The organism is Candidatus Terasakiella magnetica (assembly GCF_900093605.1).
Lineage (GTDB): Bacteria > Pseudomonadota > Alphaproteobacteria > Rhodospirillales > Terasakiellaceae > Terasakiella > Terasakiella magnetica.
Genome location: NZ_FLYE01000001.1, coordinates 193,520 through 217,545, shown reverse-complemented (window position 1 = coordinate 217,545; position 24,026 = coordinate 193,520). Strand labels below are relative to the sequence as shown.

The 24,026-nt window shown below is 44.8% G+C and carries 27 protein-coding genes; 5 read left to right on the top strand and 22 right to left on the bottom strand.

Translation table 11 applies throughout. The features are described from left to right. The first annotated feature begins 61 nt into the window (after nt 1–61). Nucleotides 62–1,963 (top strand): PAS domain-containing sensor histidine kinase, encoded by a 1,902-nt coding sequence (locus tag MTBPR1_RS00650; RefSeq protein ID WP_069185623.1) that lies wholly within the window; start codon nt 62–64, stop codon nt 1,961–1,963. A gap of 14 nt (nt 1,964–1,977) precedes the next feature. Beyond that, nucleotides 1,978–2,352, top strand: a complete 375-nt coding sequence (locus MTBPR1_RS00645) for a response regulator (RefSeq protein ID WP_083222806.1) — start codon at nt 1,978–1,980, stop codon at nt 2,350–2,352. On the opposite strand, the gene MTBPR1_RS00640 is transcribed toward MTBPR1_RS00645, so the two are convergent. Genes MTBPR1_RS00640 through MTBPR1_RS00615 form a run of 6 tightly spaced genes read right to left on the bottom strand, consistent with a single transcriptional unit; the run spans nt 2,349 to nt 6,954 of the window. After that, nucleotides 2,349–2,981 (bottom strand): response regulator, encoded by a 633-nt coding sequence (locus MTBPR1_RS00640; protein ID WP_069185621.1) that lies wholly within the window; start codon nt 2,979–2,981, stop codon nt 2,349–2,351. The two genes, MTBPR1_RS00645 and MTBPR1_RS00640, sit on opposite strands and share 4 nt — an antisense overlap. A gap of 37 nt (nt 2,982–3,018) precedes the next feature. Next, nucleotides 3,019–3,633, bottom strand: coding sequence for a dethiobiotin synthase (bioD, locus tag MTBPR1_RS00635; protein ID WP_069185620.1), 615 nt, complete (start codon nt 3,631–3,633; stop codon nt 3,019–3,021). Beyond that, nucleotides 3,630–4,394: a methyltransferase domain-containing protein gene (locus MTBPR1_RS00630; RefSeq protein ID WP_069185619.1), complete on the bottom strand. Its 765-nt coding sequence runs from the start codon at nt 4,392–4,394 to the stop codon at nt 3,630–3,632. The genes bioD and MTBPR1_RS00630 overlap by 4 nt, the downstream gene beginning before the upstream one ends. Then, nucleotides 4,395–5,021, bottom strand: coding sequence for an alpha/beta fold hydrolase (locus MTBPR1_RS00625; protein ID WP_069185618.1), 627 nt, complete (start codon nt 5,019–5,021; stop codon nt 4,395–4,397). It abuts the gene before it with no gap. Continuing rightward, complete coding sequence (bioF, locus tag MTBPR1_RS00620; protein WP_069185617.1) at nt 5,018–6,190, bottom strand: 8-amino-7-oxononanoate synthase; 1,173 nt, start codon at nt 6,188–6,190, stop codon at nt 5,018–5,020. The genes MTBPR1_RS00625 and bioF overlap by 4 nt, the downstream gene beginning before the upstream one ends. After that, nucleotides 6,187–6,954, bottom strand: a complete 768-nt coding sequence (locus MTBPR1_RS00615) for an alpha/beta fold hydrolase (RefSeq protein WP_069185616.1) — start codon at nt 6,952–6,954, stop codon at nt 6,187–6,189. Before MTBPR1_RS00615 ends, bioF begins: the two co-directional genes overlap by 4 nt. Before the next feature lie 91 nt (nt 6,955–7,045). On the opposite strand from MTBPR1_RS00615, the gene hisI reads away from it, so the two are divergent. Continuing rightward, on the top strand, nt 7,046–7,453 hold the full coding sequence (hisI, locus tag MTBPR1_RS00610; RefSeq protein WP_069185615.1) for a phosphoribosyl-AMP cyclohydrolase: 408 nt from the start codon (nt 7,046–7,048) through the stop codon (nt 7,451–7,453). A 5-nt stretch (nt 7,454–7,458) separates the two neighbouring features. On the opposite strand, the gene MTBPR1_RS00605 is transcribed toward hisI, so the two are convergent. Together MTBPR1_RS00605 and mnmC are read right to left on the bottom strand one after the other, a co-directional pair. Continuing rightward, entirely contained in the window at nt 7,459–8,094 is a 636-nt protein-coding gene (locus tag MTBPR1_RS00605; protein ID WP_069185614.1) for a DUF1826 domain-containing protein, read from the bottom strand. Further along, a complete protein-coding gene (gene mnmC, locus MTBPR1_RS00600) occupies nt 8,091–10,019 on the bottom strand; it encodes a bifunctional tRNA (5-methylaminomethyl-2-thiouridine)(34)-methyltransferase MnmC2/FAD-dependent 5-carboxymethylaminomethyl-2-thiouridine(34) oxidoreductase MnmC1 (RefSeq protein ID WP_069185613.1) in 1,929 nt (642 codons plus the stop codon). Before mnmC ends, MTBPR1_RS00605 begins: the two co-directional genes overlap by 4 nt. 84 nt (nt 10,020–10,103) lie before the next feature. Here mnmC and MTBPR1_RS00595 point away from each other — a divergent pair, with 84 nt between their 5' ends. Beyond that, a complete protein-coding gene (locus MTBPR1_RS00595; protein WP_069185612.1) occupies nt 10,104–12,386 on the top strand; it encodes an alpha/beta fold hydrolase in 2,283 nt (760 codons plus the stop codon). A gap of 68 nt (nt 12,387–12,454) precedes the next feature. Here the strand turns inward: MTBPR1_RS00595 and MTBPR1_RS18340 are convergent, their stop codons facing one another. The 11 genes from MTBPR1_RS18340 to MTBPR1_RS00545 form a co-directional block, all read right to left on the bottom strand. Then, nucleotides 12,455–12,580 carry a hypothetical protein gene (locus tag MTBPR1_RS18340; RefSeq protein WP_276204522.1) on the bottom strand — a complete coding sequence of 42 codons (126 nt, stop codon included), beginning with the start codon at nt 12,578–12,580 and terminating at the stop codon, nt 12,455–12,457. Nucleotides 12,581–12,582: 2 nt separating this feature from the next. Then, on the bottom strand, nt 12,583–14,226 hold the full coding sequence (locus tag MTBPR1_RS00590) for a cytochrome c oxidase subunit I (protein WP_069185611.1): 1,644 nt from the start codon (nt 14,224–14,226) through the stop codon (nt 12,583–12,585). A gap of 18 nt (nt 14,227–14,244) precedes the next feature. Next, complete coding sequence (gene coxB / locus MTBPR1_RS00585) at nt 14,245–14,979, bottom strand: cytochrome c oxidase subunit II (RefSeq protein ID WP_069185610.1); 735 nt, start codon at nt 14,977–14,979, stop codon at nt 14,245–14,247. 3 nt (nt 14,980–14,982) lie between these two features. Continuing rightward, nucleotides 14,983–15,828 carry an SCO family protein gene (locus MTBPR1_RS00580; RefSeq protein WP_069185609.1) on the bottom strand — a complete coding sequence of 282 codons (846 nt, stop codon included), beginning with the start codon at nt 15,826–15,828 and terminating at the stop codon, nt 14,983–14,985. A 16-nt stretch (nt 15,829–15,844) separates the two neighbouring features. Continuing rightward, complete coding sequence (locus MTBPR1_RS00575; protein WP_069185608.1) at nt 15,845–16,606, bottom strand: cytochrome c oxidase subunit 3; 762 nt, start codon at nt 16,604–16,606, stop codon at nt 15,845–15,847. A 76-nt stretch (nt 16,607–16,682) separates the two neighbouring features. After that, nucleotides 16,683–17,543 carry a heme o synthase gene (gene cyoE, locus MTBPR1_RS00570; protein WP_069185607.1) on the bottom strand — a complete coding sequence of 287 codons (861 nt, stop codon included), beginning with the start codon at nt 17,541–17,543 and terminating at the stop codon, nt 16,683–16,685. A gap of 105 nt (nt 17,544–17,648) precedes the next feature. Beyond that, complete coding sequence (locus tag MTBPR1_RS00565) at nt 17,649–18,098, bottom strand: cupredoxin domain-containing protein (protein ID WP_069185606.1); 450 nt, start codon at nt 18,096–18,098, stop codon at nt 17,649–17,651. Then, nucleotides 18,085–19,422 (bottom strand): cbb3-type cytochrome c oxidase subunit I, encoded by a 1,338-nt coding sequence (locus MTBPR1_RS00560; RefSeq protein ID WP_069185605.1) that lies wholly within the window; start codon nt 19,420–19,422, stop codon nt 18,085–18,087. Before MTBPR1_RS00560 ends, MTBPR1_RS00565 begins: the two co-directional genes overlap by 14 nt. Continuing rightward, complete coding sequence (locus MTBPR1_RS00555; protein WP_069185604.1) at nt 19,419–19,853, bottom strand: DUF420 domain-containing protein; 435 nt, start codon at nt 19,851–19,853, stop codon at nt 19,419–19,421. Before MTBPR1_RS00555 ends, MTBPR1_RS00560 begins: the two co-directional genes overlap by 4 nt. A 2-nt stretch (nt 19,854–19,855) precedes the next feature. Next, nucleotides 19,856–20,848, bottom strand: coding sequence for a COX15/CtaA family protein (locus MTBPR1_RS00550; protein WP_205631195.1), 993 nt, complete (start codon nt 20,846–20,848; stop codon nt 19,856–19,858). 21 nt (nt 20,849–20,869) lie between these two features. Further along, nucleotides 20,870–21,649 (bottom strand): DUF2189 domain-containing protein, encoded by a 780-nt coding sequence (locus MTBPR1_RS00545; protein WP_069185602.1) that lies wholly within the window; start codon nt 21,647–21,649, stop codon nt 20,870–20,872. Nucleotides 21,650–21,833: 184 nt separating this feature from the next. On the opposite strand from MTBPR1_RS00545, the gene MTBPR1_RS00540 reads away from it, so the two are divergent. Further along, nucleotides 21,834–22,136: an Hpt domain-containing protein gene (locus MTBPR1_RS00540; protein WP_069185601.1), complete on the top strand. Its 303-nt coding sequence runs from the start codon at nt 21,834–21,836 to the stop codon at nt 22,134–22,136. Here MTBPR1_RS00540 and MTBPR1_RS00535 read toward each other — a convergent pair. Genes MTBPR1_RS00535 through MTBPR1_RS00525 form a run of 3 tightly spaced genes read right to left on the bottom strand, consistent with a single transcriptional unit; the run spans nt 22,129 to nt 23,919 of the window. Next, entirely contained in the window at nt 22,129–22,524 is a 396-nt protein-coding gene (locus tag MTBPR1_RS00535) for a response regulator (protein ID WP_069185600.1), read from the bottom strand. The two genes, MTBPR1_RS00540 and MTBPR1_RS00535, sit on opposite strands and share 8 nt — an antisense overlap. A 20-nt stretch (nt 22,525–22,544) precedes the next feature. Next, nucleotides 22,545–23,282: an oxygen-binding di-iron domain-containing protein gene (locus MTBPR1_RS00530; protein WP_069185599.1), complete on the bottom strand. Its 738-nt coding sequence runs from the start codon at nt 23,280–23,282 to the stop codon at nt 22,545–22,547. 25 nt (nt 23,283–23,307) lie between these two features. After that, nucleotides 23,308–23,919 carry a hypothetical protein gene (locus tag MTBPR1_RS00525; RefSeq protein WP_069185598.1) on the bottom strand — a complete coding sequence of 204 codons (612 nt, stop codon included), beginning with the start codon at nt 23,917–23,919 and terminating at the stop codon, nt 23,308–23,310. Nucleotides 23,920–24,026 lie beyond the last annotated feature (107 nt).

Sequence of the window (24,026 nt, the reverse complement as noted above, 5' to 3'; positions counted from 1 at the left end):
TCATAAATCACCAAGATACAGTTGGTTGTATTTTTCATTTATTTTACATTTGGGTGACATATTGAGCACAAACAAGAATAATATTCATTTATCCCCGACTGATAACACACTTATTTCTCGCGAAGTCGAGCTGAGAAACCAGATTGAAGAATGCGCTGAGATTGGTGGGCTTGAGTGGAATATTGAAACAGGTGACTTCTGGTGGTCTGAAAACATCAATCATATTTTACAGATCAAAGATCACCCGCCTTTGCCCTCCTTGCAAAGCCTAATCGGTTTTATTCACCCAAGTGATCAGCAAAAAGTCCAGACTCTCTTTGCCCGTGTTGCTGATGAGGGCGGGCATTTTCGTCTGCATACCCATGCATTGACGCGCAATGGTAAAGAAATCCCCATTCTCCTAATGGTGAAATCGAATACGAACTCCCAAAAACTCATCGGTTATATTCAAGATATCAGCGAAGATTTTACCGAACGTGCTTCACTATTAGAAACCTTGGCAAAATATCGTGGGGTCATGTCAGGTGCAGGTGATGCGATTATCCTGCTTTCCCATGAAGGAAATATTATTGAAGGTAACCAAAAAGCAGCTGAACTGCTTGAGGTTACAGAGGAAGAGCTCCCAAACCTTACTGTTGATGATATCCACCTTGAAGAAGACCTTGATATTATGATGGGCCATTATCAGTCCTTCTTATGGGGACAGAATGAAAAGGCGAAAAGTACCATCGTTGGTAAACAAGGCGGGTTAGCAACCGTAGAAATTTCTGGGCGACCTGTCGATATCTCTTCAGAACAAATGCTTGTTGTTATTTTTCATGACATCACATTGCAACAAAAGGCACAAAATGCCCTAAAGCGCAGTGAACAAAGATACCGAAGCCTTGTGGATGAGGCACGTGAAGGCATCCTATTACTTGATTCAGATGGTAAAATCATTGCAACCAACCCGAAGCTCTGTGAAAGTACGGGATTAAAACGCTCTAGCCTTCTGGAAAGTAACTTTCTTGAAGTTACGGACTTTGATATGGAAGTCAGTCCAACTGAGCTACTTAAAGAAACAGGTACGCGCCCATCCATTCACATGGAAGGCAACCTTAAAACCAAAGATGGGAAACTTTTGCCAACCGGTTTTAATGTCGCGCGCTATCAAGAACAAGGCGAAGTTCAGTTTATCGTCACTGCTTATGACCTGACCTCAGTTCGCTCCGGCGAAGAAGATCGACTGGAACTTCAAAAACAGCTTTTTCAAGCGCAAAAGCAAGAGCTCCTTGGTCAGCTTGCGGGAAGCCTTGCGCATGATTTCAACAACCTTCTCTCCCCCATCCTTCTCGTCAGTGAAATGTTGATGGAAGATGCAGAAGATGAATTTTACGAAAAAAACCTTTCTAACATCAATCAGGCAGCGCAGCGTGCACGCCGTCTGGTGCGGCGTATTTTAACCTATACACGCCCTGAAGAAAGTGAACCGACCGAGATTGATATTGCACATGAGCTTAAAGAAACACTTGCCCTGCTGCGTTCATCAATTCCCCAAACCATAATGATTGATGATCAATCAGAAGAAGATGAATTTAAGTGTTTTGCCGATCTGGACCAAATTCATCAAATCATTATGAATATTGGCACCAACGCTGCCCAAGCAATTGGTGAAAAACACGGTACTGTAACGTTTGAGCTCAAGAAAATTCATATTGATGAAAACTCTGAACTGATCAGCCGTTTTGAAATCCCTGAAGGTGACTATGCAACCTTATGCGTAACCGATACGGGGCCGGGCATTCCAGATGAGATTATCAACCAGATTTTTGAGCCCTTTTTTACAACAAAAACACAAACTGATGGTTCGGGCCTTGGCCTATCCGTTGTCCAGCGCCTTGTCGAAATCCATGGGGGTGCGGTTGAAGCAAGACATGCTGAAAATGGCGGTGCCTGTGTGTGTGTCTATTTACCATTACTCTGAGCGGAGATACTCATATGTCAAACCAATATGAAGTCCTCATTGTCGATGATGACGATATGGTAAGAGACTCAATAGCTATGGTGTTAGCGAGAAACCATTGCAACACCGCAACAGCAAGTTCTGCACAAGCAGGTTTAGAATTATGCGATCAAAAGACGTTTGATGTGATCCTAACAGACCTTGTCATGCCTGAGATGGACGGTGTTGAATTTATTACAGCACTCAGAAAAAAAGGGATAGGCACCCCAATTGTCACCCTAACGGGTGGCGTGCGTGTGGGCTCACAAAACCTGTCCGCAGCCGCTATTGAAGCCGGAGCCTCAATAGCGCTTAAAAAACCTGTGAATAAACAGCAGCTTCTTGATGCAATCGAAAAGGCTTTAACTTAACCGCTAAAGCCACTTCTCAATGCCAAGCCAACGGCTTGTGTGCGGCTTGATACGCCGAGTTTGCGAAACACACCTTTCAAATGCGCACGCACAGTTACTTCCTGCAATTCAAGAATGCTTGCAATAACCTTGTTTGAATGACCTTCAACCAGATATTTCAGAACTTCGCGCTCACGCGTTGTGAGCTCTTCAAAGATTTTGCTATCGGTTTCATCTTCAGCCATCTCTTCATCCGTTGAACAGATAACAGATGGAATGAATTTTTCACCATGTAAGACGAGGTTAATCGCATTGATCATGGCCTGACCACCCAAAGTCTTTGGAATGAAGCCTGCCGCACCTTTATCAATGCAAGAAAGTACATCAGCACGACGATAAGCACCCGACATAACAACGACGGGCTGCTCTTCCGCAAGGCTTACGATTTTTTGAACACTGTCCAAACCGGATACACCCGGCATTTTCAAATCCAGTAGAATAAGATCGTACTTGCTACCATTATTCAGAAGGGATTCCGTTTCAGGTAATGTTTCAGCTTCCACAACCTCGATATCTGGCTGTAGCTTATTGAAGATAAGTTTTATACCTTCCCTGAAAAGACCGTGGTCATCTGCCAACAGAAATTTCATTTATTGCATCCCTCTTTTTATAGATACTTGAAGTATCTCATTTTTTTGAACTTAAATCAAAAACTGGTTTTTCAAGTGATGAAAAGTCCATATCTTCGATAAAAGGTATTTCCCCTAGAATACGCACATCACCAAATTGTTCAATGGCATTTTTATTACCTTGGTTTAATGGCCCATTCAAAACAACACCTTTGACGGGTATATCGTACTGCTTCAGAGCATTCAACGTTAATAACGTATGATTGATAGTCCCCAAACCACTGCGGGCTACGATTATTGCCTCACATTCCATCTTTCTAATAAGATCAATCATCATAAAATCATTATTAAGTGGCACAAACACACCACCAGCGCCTTCAATGACTAAACTTGATGTAACTTTAGGTTTTACAATTTTATTAAAGTCAATTTCAACATTGTCGAGTCGGGCTGCTTCATGGGGAGATAACGGCTCTGATAATTCATAAGCACAGGGCAGAATTTTCTCTTTGGGAATGTCACAAATACGTTGCACATCTTCTTTGTCATGAGCTTCATTTGTGCCCGACTGAACAGGTTTCCAATAAAAGGCATCCAGTTGCTTTGTCAGTAATGCAGATACGACAGTCTTTCCGATATCCGTATCCGTACCCGTTACAAAATATGTTGTCATGAATTCCCTGTTTTTTTGATATCACCTATGATGATCTCATAAGTCATTGAACAATCACCTGATGCTTCGAGTGATTTTAACACCTTTCGCATCTCTCCCCCATTCAATGGGCGATAGCCTTTTTGCGGTGCCTGTGCACCAATCGCTTTAAGGGCGCGCAAAAAAGTTAAACCAGTTTCATAATATTGGGTGCGTATTTCATTTTTAAAGGTGTAATCGCAATTAGTTAGTTCTAATTGCTGAATTTTTTCAAGTGCCGGATATAAATGAATGCCTGCTGGCATATCCAGTTTTTCAAGATTATCGCGCCATTGCTGAAAGGTTGATTGCCCCAATGTGGTAAAGACCAACCGACCATTTGGGTTTAATAAACTTACGAGTTTCTGACAACTTGCTTCAAAATCATGAAACCATTGAAACGCAAGGCTACTCACAATCAGATCAAAGCCACCCTCTACATCGGGATTTTCCCCATCCATGACGTAATAGCTTGGCCCCTCCCCATTAAGAGCTTGGCACTGTTGTAACATCTTATCTGATAGATCAGTGATGACCCAATCAGCTTTAGGATATTGCGCCAACATCAACTGGGTTAGAAAACCCGTTCCACATCCGATTTCAAGGCAGCGCGCGGGGTGATTAATCCCAAGCCCGTCAATATAGCTACTGAGGTAATTTGCCGTCCATTTTTGTACAGGCGCCTCACTCTCATAGGTGGAGGAAGCTTTACCAAAAGACCGCGCGATATGTTTTTTATTCACTTACACTCTGTCCAGAAATCGTTGGATATGTTCAGCCAGTGACTTTGTTTCAAACATTGGCAGAAGGTGGTTTCCCTCTTTATACCAGATTACATCCTCACCGAAAGAGGCTCTGGTCAAATTTTCTGGCACGATACGGTCTTTCTGTGCAGCAATTGCCAGAAACGGTGCATCAAAACCTTCTAATTTTTCACGCACGTCACAGCTCTCTAGATACTGTAATCCCTCTAGTAACAACTGCTCATTTGCTGTGTCTCTTAATATTGGCTCAGCATGTCCGCAATTCACCATAAAATCAGTCCAGACCTTTTCAGGCGTTTTTTCAAACTGTCTGATCATGCGGCTTAACATACGCGGGGCCACGCCATTTGCCCAATTCTCATCTGCACAGAACTTGCTAAAGCCATTAATGGCTATCAGCCCTTTGCAAGACTTCACAGTCTCCAACACCCATGCCATGCCCATAGAATGGGTAATATAAACCGCATCAGGATCAAGCATCTCTTCTGGCTGATTAAAAAAGCCGAGATCAACACATGCGGTATCAAAATCGGGAAGTTCTGCGCGCAAACCATCCCAGAAGCTTGCATCAAAGCCCCAGCCATGAACAAAGATAAGCTTCGTCATTGTTTAAAACTCGCGACCACTTGGCACAGGCGTTCAATATCTTCACGACGGTGGATCGCACTTAGGGCCAAACGGATACGGCTTGTCCCCTTAGGCACCGTTGGTGGGCGAATGGCAATGCCCAGGATATTCTCAGCCTCTAGCGCTTTTGCCATGGCGAGTGTCTTTTCTTCATCCCCAATGATCAAAGGAATGATCTGTGTGGAAGAATCCCCCACATCAAAACCACAGCTTACAAAATGATCACGTACATACTGTGCATTCTCCAATAACGTCTCGCGCTCTTTATCCAGTTGAGGAACAAGCTCAAGCGCTGCATCCATAGCCCCAAGCACGGCAGGGGGCAGTGATGTTGAATAAATCAGCCCACTACAACGATTAACCAAAAAGTCTTTAGCTTTTTGTGAACAAACCAGATAAGCCCCAAAGCCACCAAGCGCTTTTGAAAAGGTCCCCATCTTAAAAGCAACATTTTTGCCCGCACACAGGCCATAACCCCTTTGGCCCAACACCCCTGTTGCATGGGCTTCATCCAGATAAAGCTGCGCATTATATTTTTCAGCCAAGGCGATCAGCGCATCAACATCGCTTTGATCCCCATCCATACTGAAAACACTTTCACTAAGGATAAAGCGGTCTCCTTGTTTATTCTCGTGCTTTTTCAACAACTCCTCAAGATGATTGAGATCATTATGGCGGTATCTGATTTGGCGAATGCCAGCAGCCTTTAAGCCATGGTGCATACTGGCATGATTTAACCGGTCGCAAAAAACAAGCGGCTCTGCCCCTAAGACCTCTTTATCCAACAAGGCCGTTAAAATGGCAGAATTGGCCTGAAAGCCTGAATTAAAGATCAAGGCAGCTTCCCCACCCTTTGCTTCAACAAGGCGGGCCTCTACACGCTCATGCAGCTCCATCGTGCCACATACAAGGCGTGAGGCCATAGAACCTGTTCCCCAGCCCTGTGCCCACTCACAGGCGCGTTCAATCAATAAGGGATGTTGTGCCAGCCCCATATAGTTGTTGGATGAAAAGTTGATAATCTCCTCACCCTCAAGGTATGTTCGCCCCTCATGGCTTTTACCCACCACACGCAGGCTGCGGCGCAAGCCTTGCTTTTCAAGGCCAGTGACATAATCGCCGTATATATCGTCTAGATAAGAGCTCATGGCAGAAAATCATTCAGCGCTGCCATAAAATCATGGGGCTTTTCCGCATGAACCCAATGACCAGCATCCGCAATGCTATGGAATTGGACATTGGGGAAAAGATGACGGATCAATTGATGATGGCTTGATTGGATATAATCAGAGCTCGCCCCATCAATAAACAGGGTCTCACCGTCATACTTCGCATCCATTCGAATGGCAGGCACGCCGCCGATGCTATCCATTTCACGGCCCAACGTCTCAAGATTGACCATCCAGCGAAGCCCGTCTTTTGTGCTTTGAAGGTTTCCGAGTAAGAATGCCCGCACAGCCGAGCTTTCAATCACATCTGAAATCAACGGATCAACCTCACTTCGGCGCGATACAGTGCTTAAATCCACAGACTGGAGCTTTTCCACATAAGACTTAAACGCCATACGTGGATATTTAACAGGTGCGATATCTGCAACCACTAAACGCTCCACACGTTCAGGCGATTTTAAGGCCATGGTCATGGCAACCTTGCCCCCCATGGAATGGCCTACGATTGACGCCTTATCCAGACCGCGCTGGTCTAAAAACTCAACAAGGTCTTGAGCCATCTCCACATAAGACATGGTATCTGTCCATGGGCTGGCCCCATGATTGCGCAAATCAACGGTTAAAATACGGTATTTGCGTGCCATTTGTTTTGCTATGGAATTCCAGTTTTTTGCAGCCCCAAACAGACCGTGTAAAATAACAACCGGATGGCCTTCGCCAATATCCTGATATGACAGTTCCATGTGTGAATTTACCTTGTCTCAATCACGTTGTTGTCCTATTAGAACAGATAACACCCTTTCGCCAACCCTTCTTTTAAAAAGGTGACATGCTATGTGTTCAAAGACTGACACACCTGATGATATCGTTGAAGCCCTAAAATACAATAGTGACGGCCTAATCCCTGCGATTTCCCAACAGCATGATACGGGCGAAATCCTCATGATGGCATGGATGAATAAAGAAGCGGTGGCTGAAACCCTTAAAACGGGTCGTGTATGTTACTACTCACGCTCACGCCAAAAACTTTGGCGCAAGGGCGAAAGCTCCGGTCAGCAACAAGAGCTTCTAGATTTTCGCACAGACTGCGATATGGACACCGTGCTTGTTAGCGTTAACCAAACAGGCGTTGCTTGCCACACCGGGCGTCGCAGCTGTTTTTCATGGGCAGCGCGTGAAGGCAAAGTCGAAGTGGTCGAGGACGTTGTTGTCTCCCCTGATGAGCTTTACGGCAAAAAGTAAGCCGATTATAAACGTCTCAAACGTTTTACAGCGGGCTCAATCGTTAAATAAAAGGCACGCTCCTGTGTTTTGCGCGCAAGCCATTCCACAGGGGCCTCATAGCCTTGCCCACGAAACAAGGCGACCCCATAAGGGCTGAAGCTTCGCTCATCCTTGTCTTTGGGCTGCCTAAAGGTCACATCCAGCCCACTATAGGTGATGATCATCTTAAGCGCACCGCTATCTGCGCTAAAGTCCGTCGGTAGTTCCGTACAAAGACGAAAGAGATAATCACGTGATCTTGATTGCGCGATTAAGACACGTACCCAATTGGTAATGTCATTGACCAGAAACTTGCGGCGTAGCTCTTCTTCATCACTATTTAAAACCAGATGCTTATTCAGCTCACTGCGCAAACGGCTTTGGGCGCAGGTAAACTCACATGGCGCAAAGTTTTCATCCTGAGTTTCTGATAAAAAGGTTTCAATGGCGCGAATGGGGCGGCGACGCATCACCACGCCATTGACCGCTGGTTCATGAATGGCGCGCCACTGCATATCATTTTTACAATCAATCACCATTCTTTTTTGAATTTGCCCGTCTTTGCGCGGGCGCAAGTTCTTCATAGAGGCTGGTGAAACAACAGTGGGGCGTAAAGTCATGGTTTTGCCTTTTTAATCTCGCGCATTAAAGAGCGCGCTGGGTGCAACATCTCGCGATATCTATTTTCAACGGGACAATGCGTCCCCGCAATATAAGAGGATAATACATCTGCCAGCAAGGGCGCTGTCTGCATACCGCGCGCGCCCAGCCCACATATAACATACAATCCCTCGACATATTCAGCTGGTGCAAAGTTTTTGGCCCGTGGTCCATGCATAAAGGCGCTATATTCTTTCACATACCAGTCTTTAGAATAAATCGGCCCGACAATAGGGTTATGATCCGGTGTCATGGCCCGCATGGAGGCCCGCCCGCAGATAAATTCAAATTCCATATCAGGGAAGAAGGTTTTCAGCTTCTCCCGGTTCTTCTCATGGCTTACTTCAGTAACCTCAGTGTAACTTTTCTCAAAGAAGTCTTTCCAATGCTCAAACGTCGCCCCGATGATATGTTCCCCCTCAACACAGGGCAGCAAGTATCCCCCACCTGTAAGTGGGTATTTCAGCTTTTCACTTTGCTTGGTCGCTTTTACATAACTCACCTGACCACGGCGCGCACGCATCGCCAGATCGCAATAGTCATTTAGGGCAGCATTTTCCCCTGCTGTCGCCATCACAACGGCGTCCCCTTCAAAGACGATGTCCTCACCGCTTAAAAGCTGCCATTGATCATCCTGCTTTGAAATCTTGGTAATCGTCACCCCGGTGCGAATATCCATCTTGCTGGTAAGCGCCTGACAGAGATTTGACGGTTCAACATAACCAGCATTTGGGAACCACAAACCGCCGCCTTGCATCTCAGTTCCCATCATCTCAGAGGCTTCTTCTTTAGATAAATGACGGATTTCTGAAGAAGGCAAAATGTTCTTTTCCATGACCATTTTATGGCGCAACACATCTGCGCTATCTTTTGCCAGCTCGAAAATGCCGCGCGGTCCTTTCCAGACGTCAATATCCAGATTATCGTAAAATGAAACAGCACTTAAATAGGCCTTGATGTTAAACCCGCGATCTAATGAAACACGCGGTTTAATCAACCCCATACGGTTGCCGGAACCTTCTAGACCTGCCTGATCATTGCGCTCAAAAATCACAACCTCATGACCATCTTGCAGTAATCTGCGTGCGGTTAAAGCACCTGCAATCCCACCACCAATTACGGCTATTTTTTGCTTAACAAATGACTTTAACGGTTTAAAATACCATTTATTTTTCAATTGTTTATTTGATACTTTTAAAGCGCCAATTAAACTTTCTCTTTTACGTCCATAACCGTTGCGCTTGCGCATTTCAAACCCAACCGCCTGAAGGCCGCGCTTTACAAAACCTGCTGCAGTGAAGGTGGAAATGATCGCACCTTCTTTAGACAATCGACCCAATTGTTCAAACACTTCTGCGCGCCACATCTCAGGGTTTTTAGAAGGGGCAAAACCATCCAGATACCAAGCATCAACTTCGCCTTCAACTTGGGCAAACATCTCTGCGGCTTCCCCAAACATGAGGGTTAATTTCACCCTTCCCTCATCTAAAACGATGTGGTGAAAGCCCGCTGCATTGACGGGATAATGCTTTAAAAATTCCTCGCCATATTCATCTAACCCCTCAAATGTTTGATAGGCTTGCGCGAGTTCTTCTTTGCTTAAAGGAAAAGCTTCGACCGAGATATAATGAAGCTGGCAATCCGTTTTTGCCTCCCTCCATTCCTTCCACGTGAGCAAGAAATTAAGCCCGGTGCCAAAGCCCGTTTCACCGACCGTAAAAGCATTTTTACCCTCAAATGCTTCTGGCATACCGCACCCATGTATGAACACATAAAGTGATTCCGCAATGCCATCATCTGCGCTGAAATACACATCGTCAAAACGATCAGATACAGGTGTTTTATTTTCTTTCCAGCTGAGCTGGGGTGAAGCAAGTTCACTCATGGCTATCTCACTCAAAATATGTTGCTTTTCACATCTCAACCCCCATATCCTATGATAGGGGAACGATCTTAGGGGATGCGCCGTATGAACCATTACAGCCCGCCAAAGATAAATCGAAAAACATATGCGTGGTCTGTGCGCGCCTTTTCAACGGTGAAACGTCTGTTAGGCGTGAACATCAAACTACACGCGGATAACAATCAAGTCCAACAAGGGCATATTTTTCTCTTCAATCACTTTGCCCGTTTCGAAACGTTTATTCCTCAATACCTGATTTATCAAGAGCAAAAAGCCTATTGCCGCTCTGTTGCGGCCAGTGAATTCTTTCAAGGTGACGATCGTTTCACAAATTATCTCCATGCGGTTGGGGCTGTGCCCAACGATATGCCCAATCTTTTAAGCTTTCTGGCACGCGATATTTTATGCGGTAAAAAGATCATTATCTTTCCAGAAGGCGGTATGATTAAAGATCGGCGTACCATGTCTTCCTCAGGCGATTTTTCCGTCTTTTCCCCCACCTCTGAAGAAAGGCGCAAACATCACAGTGGTGCTTCACGCCTCGCCCTCGTTTTGGATATTTATAAACGGGTCGTTCTGGAAGCTCATAACAATGATGATATGCACAGCCTCAAGCTCTGGGCAGAGGAGTTGGGCATAGCCAATGTTGAAACCCTTATCGCGCGCTGTCAGGAACCCACGCGCATTGTACCAAGCAACATCACATTTTATCCCATTCGCATCAGTGATAACTTCCTAAAAGATAGTGTGGAGCGTTTTACAGGGGACCTACCCAGAAAATTTTCTGAAGAGCTTCTTATTGAAGGCAACCTTGTTCTGAAACATACCGATATGGATATTCGCATGGGCAAGGCCATTGAAAGTACCTTAATGTGGCCATGGTGGGACCAGCTTATCCTTAAAAAAGCCATTGAGGGTATGTCTGGTCTTAACGACCTATTTGCCATGGGCAGTCAGGCCGATAGCTTTTTAGAGCGCATAGCCGCCCAACGTTTAAGAAACAAGACCGAAGAGCTACGCGACCAAGTCATGCAGGATATGTATTCCCTTGTGACACTTAATCTCTCTCATCTGGCCTCCGCCTTAATCCTCAAGCTCATTGATGATGGGGTAGATGAGCTCACACAATCGACCTTTCTGCATATTCTCTATCTTGCTGCACGCTATATCAGCCATGAAGAGGGTGTTTATCTTCATCGCTCTTTACTCAATGCTGAAACTTATCGTGATTTGCGCGACGGATCGTGCGCCGAAATCCAACAATTCTTTAAATCTGCACAGGCTGCTGATTTAATCGCTATTGAGAATAACAGCCTCAGTTTCTTGCCAAAGCTAAAAGATGAGCATGATTTCCACGATATCCGCATGGAAAACCCCATTTGCGTTTATGCCAATGAATGTACCCCCATTACAGGGGTTGAGCGTGCCATTGAGCGCGCTATGGATAATCACTTAAACATCCCCGGTAAACAATGGGCACAGTATTTTTATGAGGATGAGCTGCATTCTTTTGAACAATCACGCCAGCAATTTACCCATGAAGATTACAGTGAGATCAATGCCCAACAAACCGCGACGAAAGACGCAGCCCCTTTCTACCTCAGCCCCAATGGCGATAAGGAACATAAGGTTGGTGTCTTACTCGTTCATGGCTTCTTGGCGTCACCCGCTGAAATGCGGGGCCTTGGCGAAGAATTAGCCGATGAAGGCTACTCGGTTTATGGCGCACGCCTTGAAGGGCATGGCACTTCACCGTGTGATTTGCGTGAACGTAGCTGGCATGAATGGATGAGCTCGCTTGAACTTGGCTATGAAGTTCTTTCCTCGCGTTGTAAAGAAGTCGTTGTTGTTGGCTTTTCAACGGGTGGTGCCTTGGCTTTGCGCTTTGCCGCAGAACGGCCTAACAAACTTGCGGGGATCTGTGCAGTTTCAACACCCCTTAAGTTTGCAAACCCAAACCTTGTGTTTGTCCCTCTTATTCATCATGCAAATCGTCTTGCAAAATGGCTCGCTGCCCAAGAAGGTGTCTTACCATACATTATCAATGAGTCTGAGCACCCTGATATCAATTACAAACATATCCCCGTGCGCGCCCTTCATGAATTGCGCCAGCTTGTTGATGAAATGGAAAATAACCTGCAACGCATCAATTGCCCTACCCGCCTGATCCAAGGGGATGCAGAAAAAGTGGTCAAACCTGAAAGTGCAGGCTTGATCCGTGATCAAATGGTGGGAACAACGCCTGAAGTCATTATGGTGCCTGCAACACGTCACGGTATTATCACTGAAGATATTGGCGCAACACGCAAACATATCATCGATTTTGTCGATAAGATTGATGCTAAGTAAAAACGCCAGACATTAAAAAAGCCCCCATGAATAACATGAGGGCTTTTTCTTTTCGCTTGCTTACTTACTTAAGGTCCAAAGAAATAGACCCGTAAATAAACACCGACGTAGAATGTCAAAGCAACGCCAGCCAATATCAGGCCGATTTTACCTTTAGAAGGAAGTTTTGGTTTTTCATTCATCACTTCACTCATAATCATTCTGCCGGTTTAGCATCAGTCGGATAACCCGGGTCTGTTGTTGCTGCCATATTGGCCTCACGGTCATCATAACCATAAGGTGTCCATTCTGGCTGAACAGATGGTGGGTTCGGGAAGTTACCCGCTTGTGGGCAGTTTGGCGCATGGGTCCATTCCATAGAACATGACTTCCATGGGTTTTCCGGTGCAACCTTGCCTTTAAAGGCACTGTGAACCCAGTTTAAGATCGTAATCGCCATACCAGTGGCAACCATAAAGGCACCCACTGTTGCGACTTGGTGATACGGTTCAAACTGCGGGAACATTTGGTAATCCCAGTAACGTCGTGGCATGCCTTCTACACCAACGATGAACAACGGAATAAAGGTCACGTGCACACCGATAATGTTGAAGATAAAGCCCGTTGTTGCCCATTTACCATCAGCGTAACGTCCAAACATTTTCGGGAACCAGTAATAAATACCGGCAAACATCGCAAATGCAGAGAACATCGCCATAATAAAGTGGAAGTGAGCGTGAACAAAGGACGTTTCAGACAGGTGAACTGTAATGGCTGTCAAAGCCAGCGGAATACCTGTTAGACCGCCTGAAAGCACCAAGAACAAACAGGAAATTGCATAAAGCATCCCCGTGTTAAAGGTAATCGCCGCGCGATAAAGGGTCCCCCACATGGACATAACCATCAGCCCCACAGGGACCGAGATCAACAGCGTTGTCACCATCTGACCGATACGTAACCAATCTGGCATACCAGATACATACAAGTGGTGGATCCATACGAAACCAGAGATACCAACGATACCCCAGATGCCACCATACACACATGCCTTATAGTTAAAGACACGGTTTTTACACATGGTTGCAAAAATTTCGAACAAGATACCACAAGCCGGTAAGAAGATTACATATACCGCAGGGTGAGAGTAGAACCAGAACAAGTTCTGATACAGCAACACATCGCCACCAGCTTCTGGGTTAAAGAAGCTCGTACCCAAATACTTATCAAACAAAAGCATGGTTACAGCAGAAGCCAATACCGGAATGAAGATCAACTGCAAAACAAAAGCAGCAACCGTTGTCCAAGTAAAGATGTTCAGCTGGTTCCAACCCATGCCCGGCGCGCGCATGTAAATCACCGTCACCAAGAAGTTTACAGCCCCAAGTACGGAACTAAAACCAAGTAAGTGAACGGTAAAGACATAAAAGGCCGTGTTCGTGGTTGTGGTCACAGAATAAGGCGGATAGCCCGTCCACATGACATCTGGTGCATCAGGGATAACAAAGCTCAACAGTGCAAGAATAATCGCACCGTAGAACAACCAGATTGAAAAGGCATTAATCCGCGGGAAGGCCACATCCTGCGCACCGATCATCAGTGGTAGGAAGTAGTTCGCAAAGAACCCTGTGAGCCCCGGGATCAAAAAGGCCAGAACCATGGCAGCACCATGGAAATAAAGCCAAGAGTTATATTCATTAGGGTTATCCGTAATGGTCGGGCCCAAATTGGACTGTTCCAAACGGATCAACAACGCCATAAGGCCCGCGACAACAAATGCTGCCATGGACCCAACGAGATACATGATCCCGATACGCTTATGGTCTGTTGTAAAAAACCACTCTTTAAAAGCTTGTGAAGTCATACTGTTTCCAACCTCCCCTTAGCTTTGTGGGTTCTGTGCTTTAGAATCGGCTTTTGCCTCTTCTTTAAGCTGATTAATAAATTGATCGTATTCAGCTTCTTCAACAACACGAACATTTGTATACATCTCGGCATGTGCCGTCCCACAGTACTCCGTACATGTATGGACGAATTCACCCGTTTCTTTTGGGTTGAACCAGACATACGTCACACGACCCGGCATTACATCCTCTTTCACACGGAATTCAGGAATGTAAAGTGAATGCAACACATCTTCAGATGTCATACGAAGAACAATAGGTTGTCCTTTTTTCACAACAAGTTCTTCAGCAACCAACTCATCACCGTAATCAAATTCCCAATACCATTGATACGCTGTTACGCGAATTTCTTGGGCTTCATCAGGAATACGACGATAGTCATTCCAAAGTGTCCAACCTTTTGCAGATAAGAAGAAATCATCTGCCATGAACAAAGATGCAGGGATCAAAACCCATGCAATTGCAGCAGCTTTGGATAATTTTGGTGCTGTACCAACCTCATCTTCGCTTTTTGCACGGTATTTCCACACCATGTAAATCGCTGCGATACTAAAAATTACACCGATTACGGTGATATCTATGATGATTTCTGTCCATAGATGATCCCAACCGGCAGCAGGGTCACGCTCGTAACCCCCCTCTTCTGCGAACGCAGGTAGGGCCAATAACATTGCACTTAAGGCAATAACGGCTTTCCCGAAATACGTTCTCATAGGCTATCCCTCCTTTTTACGTTGTCTGCGCTTATAGGCCAGAACGGACGTTCCCAACGCACTTACCCCAAGGATAAGTGAACCAAAAGCAACAAACATGGGGATGTTAAAAACATATTTGCCGTCTTTGTAGCTATAGCTATAGCACAGGGAAACGGCATAATTGATGATCTCACTGGGTTTGAAATTCCCTTCATGGGATTCCAAAACCGCCAGCTCAATATCACTGACTTCAATATCGTGGGCGTATAAAACACGGCTCAATCGCATATCTTTTGACAGAACCATATAAACGGTTGGGTGATAAAAAGTGCGATCATAAGAAGACCAGAAAAAACGGTAATCATAATGATCCGTAAATTCTTTAATTCTTTCACGATCAGCGTCACTGGCAACGGCAAATGTCCAGCCGTCTGCCACGTCTTTATCTAATCCAACATGTTTGCGAAACTTATTGAGTGTTTCCAAAGTATCATTCTTATCAAACGATACGGTCACAACGTCAAAATCCTTACCCGGTTTGATCCGCCCTGTATTTTCAAGCTCAAGCAAACGTTCGCCCAGTTCAATATTAACTGAGGAACAAACGCCATCGCAAGTGTAATAGGACATAACCAAAACCAACGGCTTACCCACACGATCTCTAAAAGTGAAGGCATTGCCATCCTGATCTAGAAACGAAAATCCTTTCTTCGGTTTTAAACCGAGGATTTTTGCTTCATTGATCCTCAAGGCTTCAGGATCGATTTCAGACTCCGGCACTTTGAACGTTTGCGCTGCCAAGGCCTCAACTGAGAGACCTAACACAAAAACAAAACCCAGAAATGCTAAAACCATATTTCGCATCATACGCACAGCCCCTGCCTTACCAGAAATAAATCTGTGAAACGACAAAGAACCAAACCACATCCACAAAGTGCCAGTAAACAGACGCACAAGTGATAAATGTCTTGTTTGTCATACCCTTAAAGGCAGGGATCAACACACAGATAAATATCCCAAGTCCACCGATTACGTGACTTGCGTGGAAACCGGTCAGGCTAAAGAAGACTGTACCGAACGCATTCGTGTCCGGGTAGAAATCAACGCTGAATAGGTGATTATATTCATAGAAAGTCATTCCTACGAAAATTACACCCAGTCCAATGGTGATCATCAACCACTTACGGAAACCCGCTTGGTCGTCATGCTCGTATTTTTCTTCCGCAACGTGAATTGTCACAGAAGATGCCACAAGAATGACAGTCATAATTAGCGGTAATGCTACCGGAAAATCCGGTGTACCTTCTGGCGGCCAGGATTCTGAGCCAAGGCGCATCATCCAATAGGTCGCAAAGAAAGATAAGAAAATAAAAATTTCCGATACGATAAAGATCGGAAGTCCGACCCCGGCAACGTCTGCAATCAACGGCTTAACCGTCAAACCTTCGTTAACCCACATTGCAATACCTGCGAGTAACATCGGTGTACCAATCCCAGCAAAAATCGCTGCAAGCAGCGGGTTTTCATACTGGAAATAGGCCGCAAATGTTAGCGGAACCAGAAAGAAGATGCCTGTCACCACCCAGAATGGTGCTTGTGACCACTCCCAATGATGCTCGTGAGCATGTGAACTGTCTGCCGACATTCAGTTCCCCTCCCTCATGTCGTTATTAAAAAAAAATACTAAAAGGCGTATGTCGTCTTATTTATTCGCCACTCACCTAAATTGGCAGGTGAACATCCATTATGACGACGACAAAAAGCCCCCCTAAATACTTCATCGATGCAAAGAAATTGGTCATGGCCGTCTGTTCATCAGACGACTTAATCAGATCAATGTTACATTTCAAAAGGTAGGCCCCAAGGACAACAGCCCCGACACCATAGATATTGCCCAGTTCCCCCAAGAACCATGGCAACAGTGATGACCCGACCAACAAAATACTATTGATCAGGATGTAACGTGCGGTAACCACATTTCCGACAACAACCGGAAGCATGGGCACACCTGCGGCGGCATATTGGTCTTTAAGACGCATCGCAAGTGCCCAGAAATGGGACGGCGTCCAGAAAAACAAAACGATTGCCAATAACATCGGCAAGAGCCACTGATCAGGATTAACAGCCGCAGCCCCTGCCAAAACGGCAAAGCTACCGGCTAAACCACCGATCACAATATTCAGCCAGTTGCGACGCTTAAGCCATATTGTATACACAACACCATAAAAGAAGGCGCCGAGGAACAAATGTGTCGCAACGATTGGGTTAAACACGTACGTTGCGATGCCACAGCCAACAATCAAAAGCGAAGCCGCAACCCATAAAACGAGTTGAGGGCTACCCACTTGACGCTTGGCAAAAGGACGCGAGCTTGTACGTGTCATTAAACGATCGATATCTCGATCATAAAAATGATTAAAAATACTGGAAGAAGCAGACCCCATCATCATTGCAAGAGCAAGCAATAAAAGATGTGTAAGATCAACTTCGCCTTGTTGCGCTGTTGCCAGATATCCGGTCACAGCGGTTAGGGCTATCATTACGCCAATACGAGGTTTGGCGAGCTGAATGTAACCTCCCATAATATTCCCTTTATTTTAACGGGTTATATTAGTTTTTGTAGTTATTACGGGAATGATAGCCTTAAATTAGAATAAGTCCAAAGGAAATCTTCTCATTTGTATCAATTATTTAAGTACAATCAATTTTCCACGCATCTTGTTGTGTTCAATTCCACAATATTGCGTGCAGCCGATGGCATAGACCCCAGCTGTAAGATTATTTAATGAAACAACATATTCGCGCCCCGGTTGGAGAAGAATATCGATTGAGTGACCCGTTGCTTTCTTTTCAAGATGAAATGCATGTTGAATATCCCCAGAAGCTATATGTAGCTTATAATTTTTGCCTTCTTTCAAGGTCAGCTCAGTGGACCATTCCCATTGACGCGCCAGCAGATAGATATCTTCGCCGGACTGGATTTGTGCCTCTATGCGTTTTTCAAATGCGGATAAATCAGTAAGGGGCTGGTCTATAAAACCGATCTGGGTTTGACCAAGACTATCAATTAACTTTCCCCCTAAAAGAAAAGCCACGAGCCCAATCAGGGTGATAAAGATAAAATCAAGTCGTTTCATAGATTTTACCTCCTTTAATAATCCATTTCATGGTCATAATCACAAACAGAACACCACCGATAACCGCAATTAATCCCCCAATCCCCATGAGCCCCATGGAAAGGATTTTTTCTATATTATCAAGACTTTGTGCATCCCCTGCAGTTTTGCGTGGTACACCTTGGCTACCCGCGAGGAACATGCCACTGGCATGCATAATTTGGCCTAAACCATAAAGCCAATATTGGGCTGTAAAGAGCTTACCTTCGCGCACCTGAACGCTGATGAAAGGCAGTATCACACGGTGATAAAAAACCATAAAGGCAAGGTTTATCCCACCAATAACCGCATGGTAATGCGCAGGCACCCGCGTATCAGTCCCATCCAGCATTAAGCCATAAAGCCCACCCAGATTATAGGTAAAGAGTGATAGCCATAAGGCCAAACGGCTAATTTTATCAAGCTCTCGTGAAGCCCGTGAGAGTAGGAAGATAAGCAGAAAAGCAGAAACAATGATGGACGGTAAAGGCAGCCCATATCGCAGCATCTCTGTATAGAAATCCCGATGTGTTTGACTAAGGATATCAAACAAAAAATAAATCGCCGGGGCAGGCAGGCAAAAGATAACAAGCAGGCCAAACACCACATAGACGTATTTACGTGGCATCAGCTCTAAACCAGTAGCGGTTTTAACGATTACCATCCATGCAAGAAACAATAGGGCCGTATTCACAAACTGTAAAACATGCCCCCCACCCCAAAAAAGCTGTTCATTAAAGGTTGGGTCTGGCAAGCCCTCTGGCATATAGAAAAAGGCCAGCCCCATACATAAAACGGCAATAAGATAAATGATCCCAGTGGTTTGAGTGCCTGAAAGCTGGTTCGTCTTTTGCCAAGACAGTGTGAATTGACGCAAAGTCACAAGCACCAAACCAGCCAAGAGTAAAACCAGCCCACCATAATAGATCGGGTGGTTCATCACAGGGATATAGTTGTTAAGCTCAGCAGTGCCCAAATCAAATAAGGCCGGAATGATCAAGCCTAAACAGCCGAGCATGGCAAGGCCAACTGCGCCTTTTCCCCATTGGCTTTCTTGGTCTATCCCGACTTGTTTTGCATAAGACAGGCACATAATCGCGCCCATTGTTGCCAAAAACCAGACAACAAATGAAAACACAACATGTGTCACAAGCCCTTTATGGAAAAAGCTTTTCCACGGCCATGGCAAAATATCTTGAACGCCCGGCGTGCGCGAAAGCACCAAAAGCAGGGCAAAGATACCCGCAATTGCCAGTGCACCAACGGAGATTAACGTCCAGGCTTTACATTCTTGGCGTAAGGTCATGCGCTACCCGTATAAATGTGGAACGCCATGACATAAACAACGATGCCAGAGGCACAGACAAAGGCCCAGATAGGGAATGTAAAACGCGCGACTTTCTTATGGCTGGTATAATCCTGTTTTATCAAGGCACGCCAAACAGCCATGATAATCAAGACCAAAGCGATCGCTGCCATCAAAATATGGGTAAATAAGATGGTGAAATAGACCGTTCTTATCCCCCCCTCACCTTTAAAGGGAACATGACCGATATGGGCATGATAATAAAGATAAGACACTAAAAACACGGATGAGACAGCAAGGGCGGCGATCATCAGTTTTTTGTGACGCTCTTTATCGCCGGATTTAACCGCAATAAAGGCCAAGCAGATGAGAATGAGCGAGACCGCATTCAAAATTGCCTGAAAGTGGGGAAGAATGGGTAAAATTTCCATATTTAAGATCGCACTTCAAAATTTAACCATGTAAAGGCTGTAAAGACCAATAAGCCGCCAGCCTGATGCAACGAGGCCAAGCTGATCGGCACGACCATCAACAATGTCGCAATACCGATAACAGCCTGAAGGCAGACAACTAAGGCACATATTTTCACAATCGGTATCTCTTTATTCTTTAAATAGAAAACAATCGACAATACCAATAACGCAATGGCCAAGACCCGGTGTTGAAACTGAACGGTGGTGATATTTTCAAAATGATTTAAATACCAAGGTCCCTGATCATATAAACCAGTTGGGATAAGCTCCCCATCCATAAGCGGGAATGTATTATAAGTTAAGCCTGCATCAAGCCCTGCAACGAGTGCACCAGCAAAAATAGTCACGTAACTTAAGCCCAAAAGCAGAAGTGACTTTTTTGAGCAAACAAGACCAGAGAGACTCCCCTTGCCCTTATAAAATTTCAAACCCGTCCAGATCAATGCCGCATATAAAACAAAGGCAAAACCAAGATGGGCTGCCAAGCGATACTGGCTGACCTCAGGGATATCCACGAGACCGCTTTTAACCATATACCAGCCCAGAACGCCTTGTGCGCCGCCTAAAACAAACAAGCCACATAAGGGCAAAATCATTTGTTTGGAGACCCAACCGCGCAAAATGAAAAAGACCAGAGGAAGACCAAAGGCAAGGCCAATAATACGCCCCCACAGGCGATGAAGAAATTCTAACCAGAAGATATTTCTGAATTCTTCAAGGCTCATGCCGAAGTTTACTTTTTCATACTGAGGCGATTGTTTATAGAGCTCAAAAACACGTTGCCATTCTTCAAGGCTTAGGGGCGGCAACCAACCTGTCACAGGCTTCCAATCCACCATGGAAAGGCCTGAGCCTGTCAGGCGGGTTAACCCACCTAACACAACCATGAAAAAAACCATCATAGCCACACCAAAGAGCCAGAGCCCAATGATGCGCTCACGTTTTAAACGCATCGTTTCTTGCATAGGTTTAGATTATTCGGCGGGGACGAGGTCGCGATAAGCATGCCAGCTGGCATAGCCCAAAACAGGCATGGCGATAATCAGGCCGATAAAAAATGTGGCAATGGCAAACCAAGAGATGATGCCGATTGTAAAGGCCCAGCTCCACATCACATGACTGTTCTTCATCACAGTCTTGAAACTAAATGCCATGGCTTCAAATGCGCCAGTATCGCGGTCCAAAATCATGGGAACAGAAACAGCTGTGAGCAAAAAAACGATTGAGGCAAAGACGAGACCAACAATAGACCCAACAGCCAAGAATACAAGGCCGTCCGTGCGTGCAAAAATATCAACACCCATATTTTCAAGGGAAAGCGAGGCATCCCCCATCATCAAGGCATAAAGAACAACGGCAACCTGTGTCCAAACCAACATGAAAATGAGCAGGACAAAGGCCATGATCCCAAGTCTGCGCGGACTTTGGCGCCACGCATTACAGGTACTTGCAAAAGTAGGCGTTTGTCCTTTTTCGCGTTGTCTTGAAACTTCGTAAAGACCAAGGGCCAACCATGGGGCAAAGAGCATAAAGCTACCTGATAGAGGCAAGATAAAATAGCTTAATCCCAATGCCTCAAGACCCCAAAACAATCCATAACCGGCAAAAACGAAAATCGCACCATAGGTCAGGCCAACAGCTGGAGCCTGTTTAAAATCAGTCCATCCTTGTTTTAACCATTGTGCTGGCGCTTCAAGATGCACTTTATTTGATTCAATTATTTCGATTGTATCCGGTGTGGTTGCTTCAGACATCGAAAGTCCCTCTAATTCGCAATTATGCCGACTTCTGGCAGATTTTAGAGTTATGCTAACATATAAAAAGAAATAGATGATATGTTTTTTAGTGTTTTGTAATACCAGTTATCAAATAATCCAATTTGACTTTTCCCCCTCACACTCAATAATAGAAAAAATACTTTTCCTATAGGATGTTAAAATGACTGACCAAAGTGAAATGCTGGAAAAACTCAAGCTCTTGCGTGAGCGCTTTACACAGCGTTTAAAGGATACGCATACAGAGATATCTACTTGGTCTGGCAATAGCCACATCACCGCATTGATTGAAATATGTCATAAACTGGCTGGAACAGCGGGCACCTATGGCTATGGCGAGCTTAGTGTCGAGATGAAAACATTGGAATTGCAGTTAATTGATATAAAAGATCAGGACCTGACAGATGAACAGGCCCTCACACTTTATAAAAAAGCCGAAGAAACTATAAAAAACGCCCTTAAGTGATAGCTGTCGCCTTAGACCATAAATCCCTGACTTGCTCAGAAAGGGTCATGGGATCAAACGGTTTTGCAATAACGCCTATAGCACCAAGTGCCAGATAGCCCTTAATATCGTCATCCATCAGTTTGGCCGTCAAAAACGCAATGGGAATCTCTTTAAAATTCGGCAGCTTTCGGATTTCTTTAAAAGTCGTTGGACCATCCATTTCTGGCATCATGGCGTCCAACAACACTAGATCAGGCGCAAAATCATTAATCTGCTGAAGCGCCTTTTGACCACCATCAACAGCTAAAACGTCAAAACCACCTACATTTTCAAGAACAAGCTGTGCGATATCACGAATATCGGGCTCATCTTCAACATAGAGTATTTTTTGCAGTGGTTCTGACATCCGTTTTCAAATCATCGTATTTAGAATCGTAAACCCGTACCAACCTCGATGGATTCAAGCCAATCAAGGAAACGCCCGACATCTTCACCACGATAGATACTACCATGTTGTGGGCACAGCATTTCGATATCAAGTTTGCGCACGCGCTTAATCCACATATCCTTGGCATGCTCAGACGGCATCCAGCGTTGGTGGAAGGTTTTGATTTTTGAAATATTTTTATCAAAATCTTCAACAAACAGCGAATCATCCGGTTTGTTCAACCCTGCCCCAATATCCCCACTAAAGAGGATTTTAGCAACCGGGTCATATACACTGAAATTACCTGAAGAGTGCATATAATGTGCCGGAATAAACTGGATTTCAACATTATCAATTTTCAACGACTGGCCTTCATCCGGAATTGGATTATAGGTAATGCTCTCACAGCCATAATGGCGCAAGAAACCTTCCCAGATCCACGGGGCATGCAAAATCGCATTAGGGAGCGTCTTATCCCACAGACCAAGTGAGGAAATCACATCCGGGTCTTGGTGAGAGGCAAAAAGGTGCGTGATTTGATCAACGGGGAGAAAGTGAACCACTGCAGCCAGCATAGAAGAGAAAAGCTCAATCCCGCCTGGATCCAGCAAAATTGCTTCGCGGCCGGTTTTGATCATAAACTGGTTGGTATCAATGATCTTTTCATTTTTCTCAGGATCACGCCCAAAGACAACCCATTCGTGGAACTGACCTTCGTACAATTTAATTGTTTGCATTATAACAGGACCTTAAATCACTAATTTATCGGACATTAAGAACTTTACGGCATTCCCGAACCGTAGAGCGAATATTTTTTGCAGCACTTTCAAACTTACCCACAATCGCTTCAAAATTGGCGCGATAAACAGTCGAAACCGTTGCTGCTTCAAGCCGTGACGTTGAAGTCACCACATTTGCAGCCAGCATGCGCGATTCAATTTCTTCAAGAAGCTCATGCAGTCGGCGGGTATTTTTCAAAAGATCATGCTGGAATTGCTGTAAGTCTTTTTCAGCTTCTTGAGAAGCAAATTCATAACTATCACTATATAAGGCACCTGCTGACTTGATCTTGGCGCGATTAAAATGATTTACAGCTTCATTACCCCGCAAAGCTGTCAAAGAAGAGCGTGAAATAAGCAAAGCTTCGCGGTTGATATCCTCAACAAGGTTAATGGTATCATTTGCGAGTTCAACCATATAATCTGTAATCGGTTTAAAGGTACGTACATTTTCCCCTGCACGTGCAACAAGTGCTTTCGCATTCATTGCCTCAAGGGAAATATTTTTGGCTTCTTTTAACACGGCACTTAAGCGGGCAGAAACAGCAACTGCTGTTATAAAAAAAGTCGTACGTAATTCAAAATCGGCAGCCATAGAACACCTTATATTTCAGCGAACAGACTTTAAATAAAATCTGACACCAGTTTTTTTCTGACTTGTTTGATGAATTTAAACACGATCAGAAGCCATTAACAACAAGA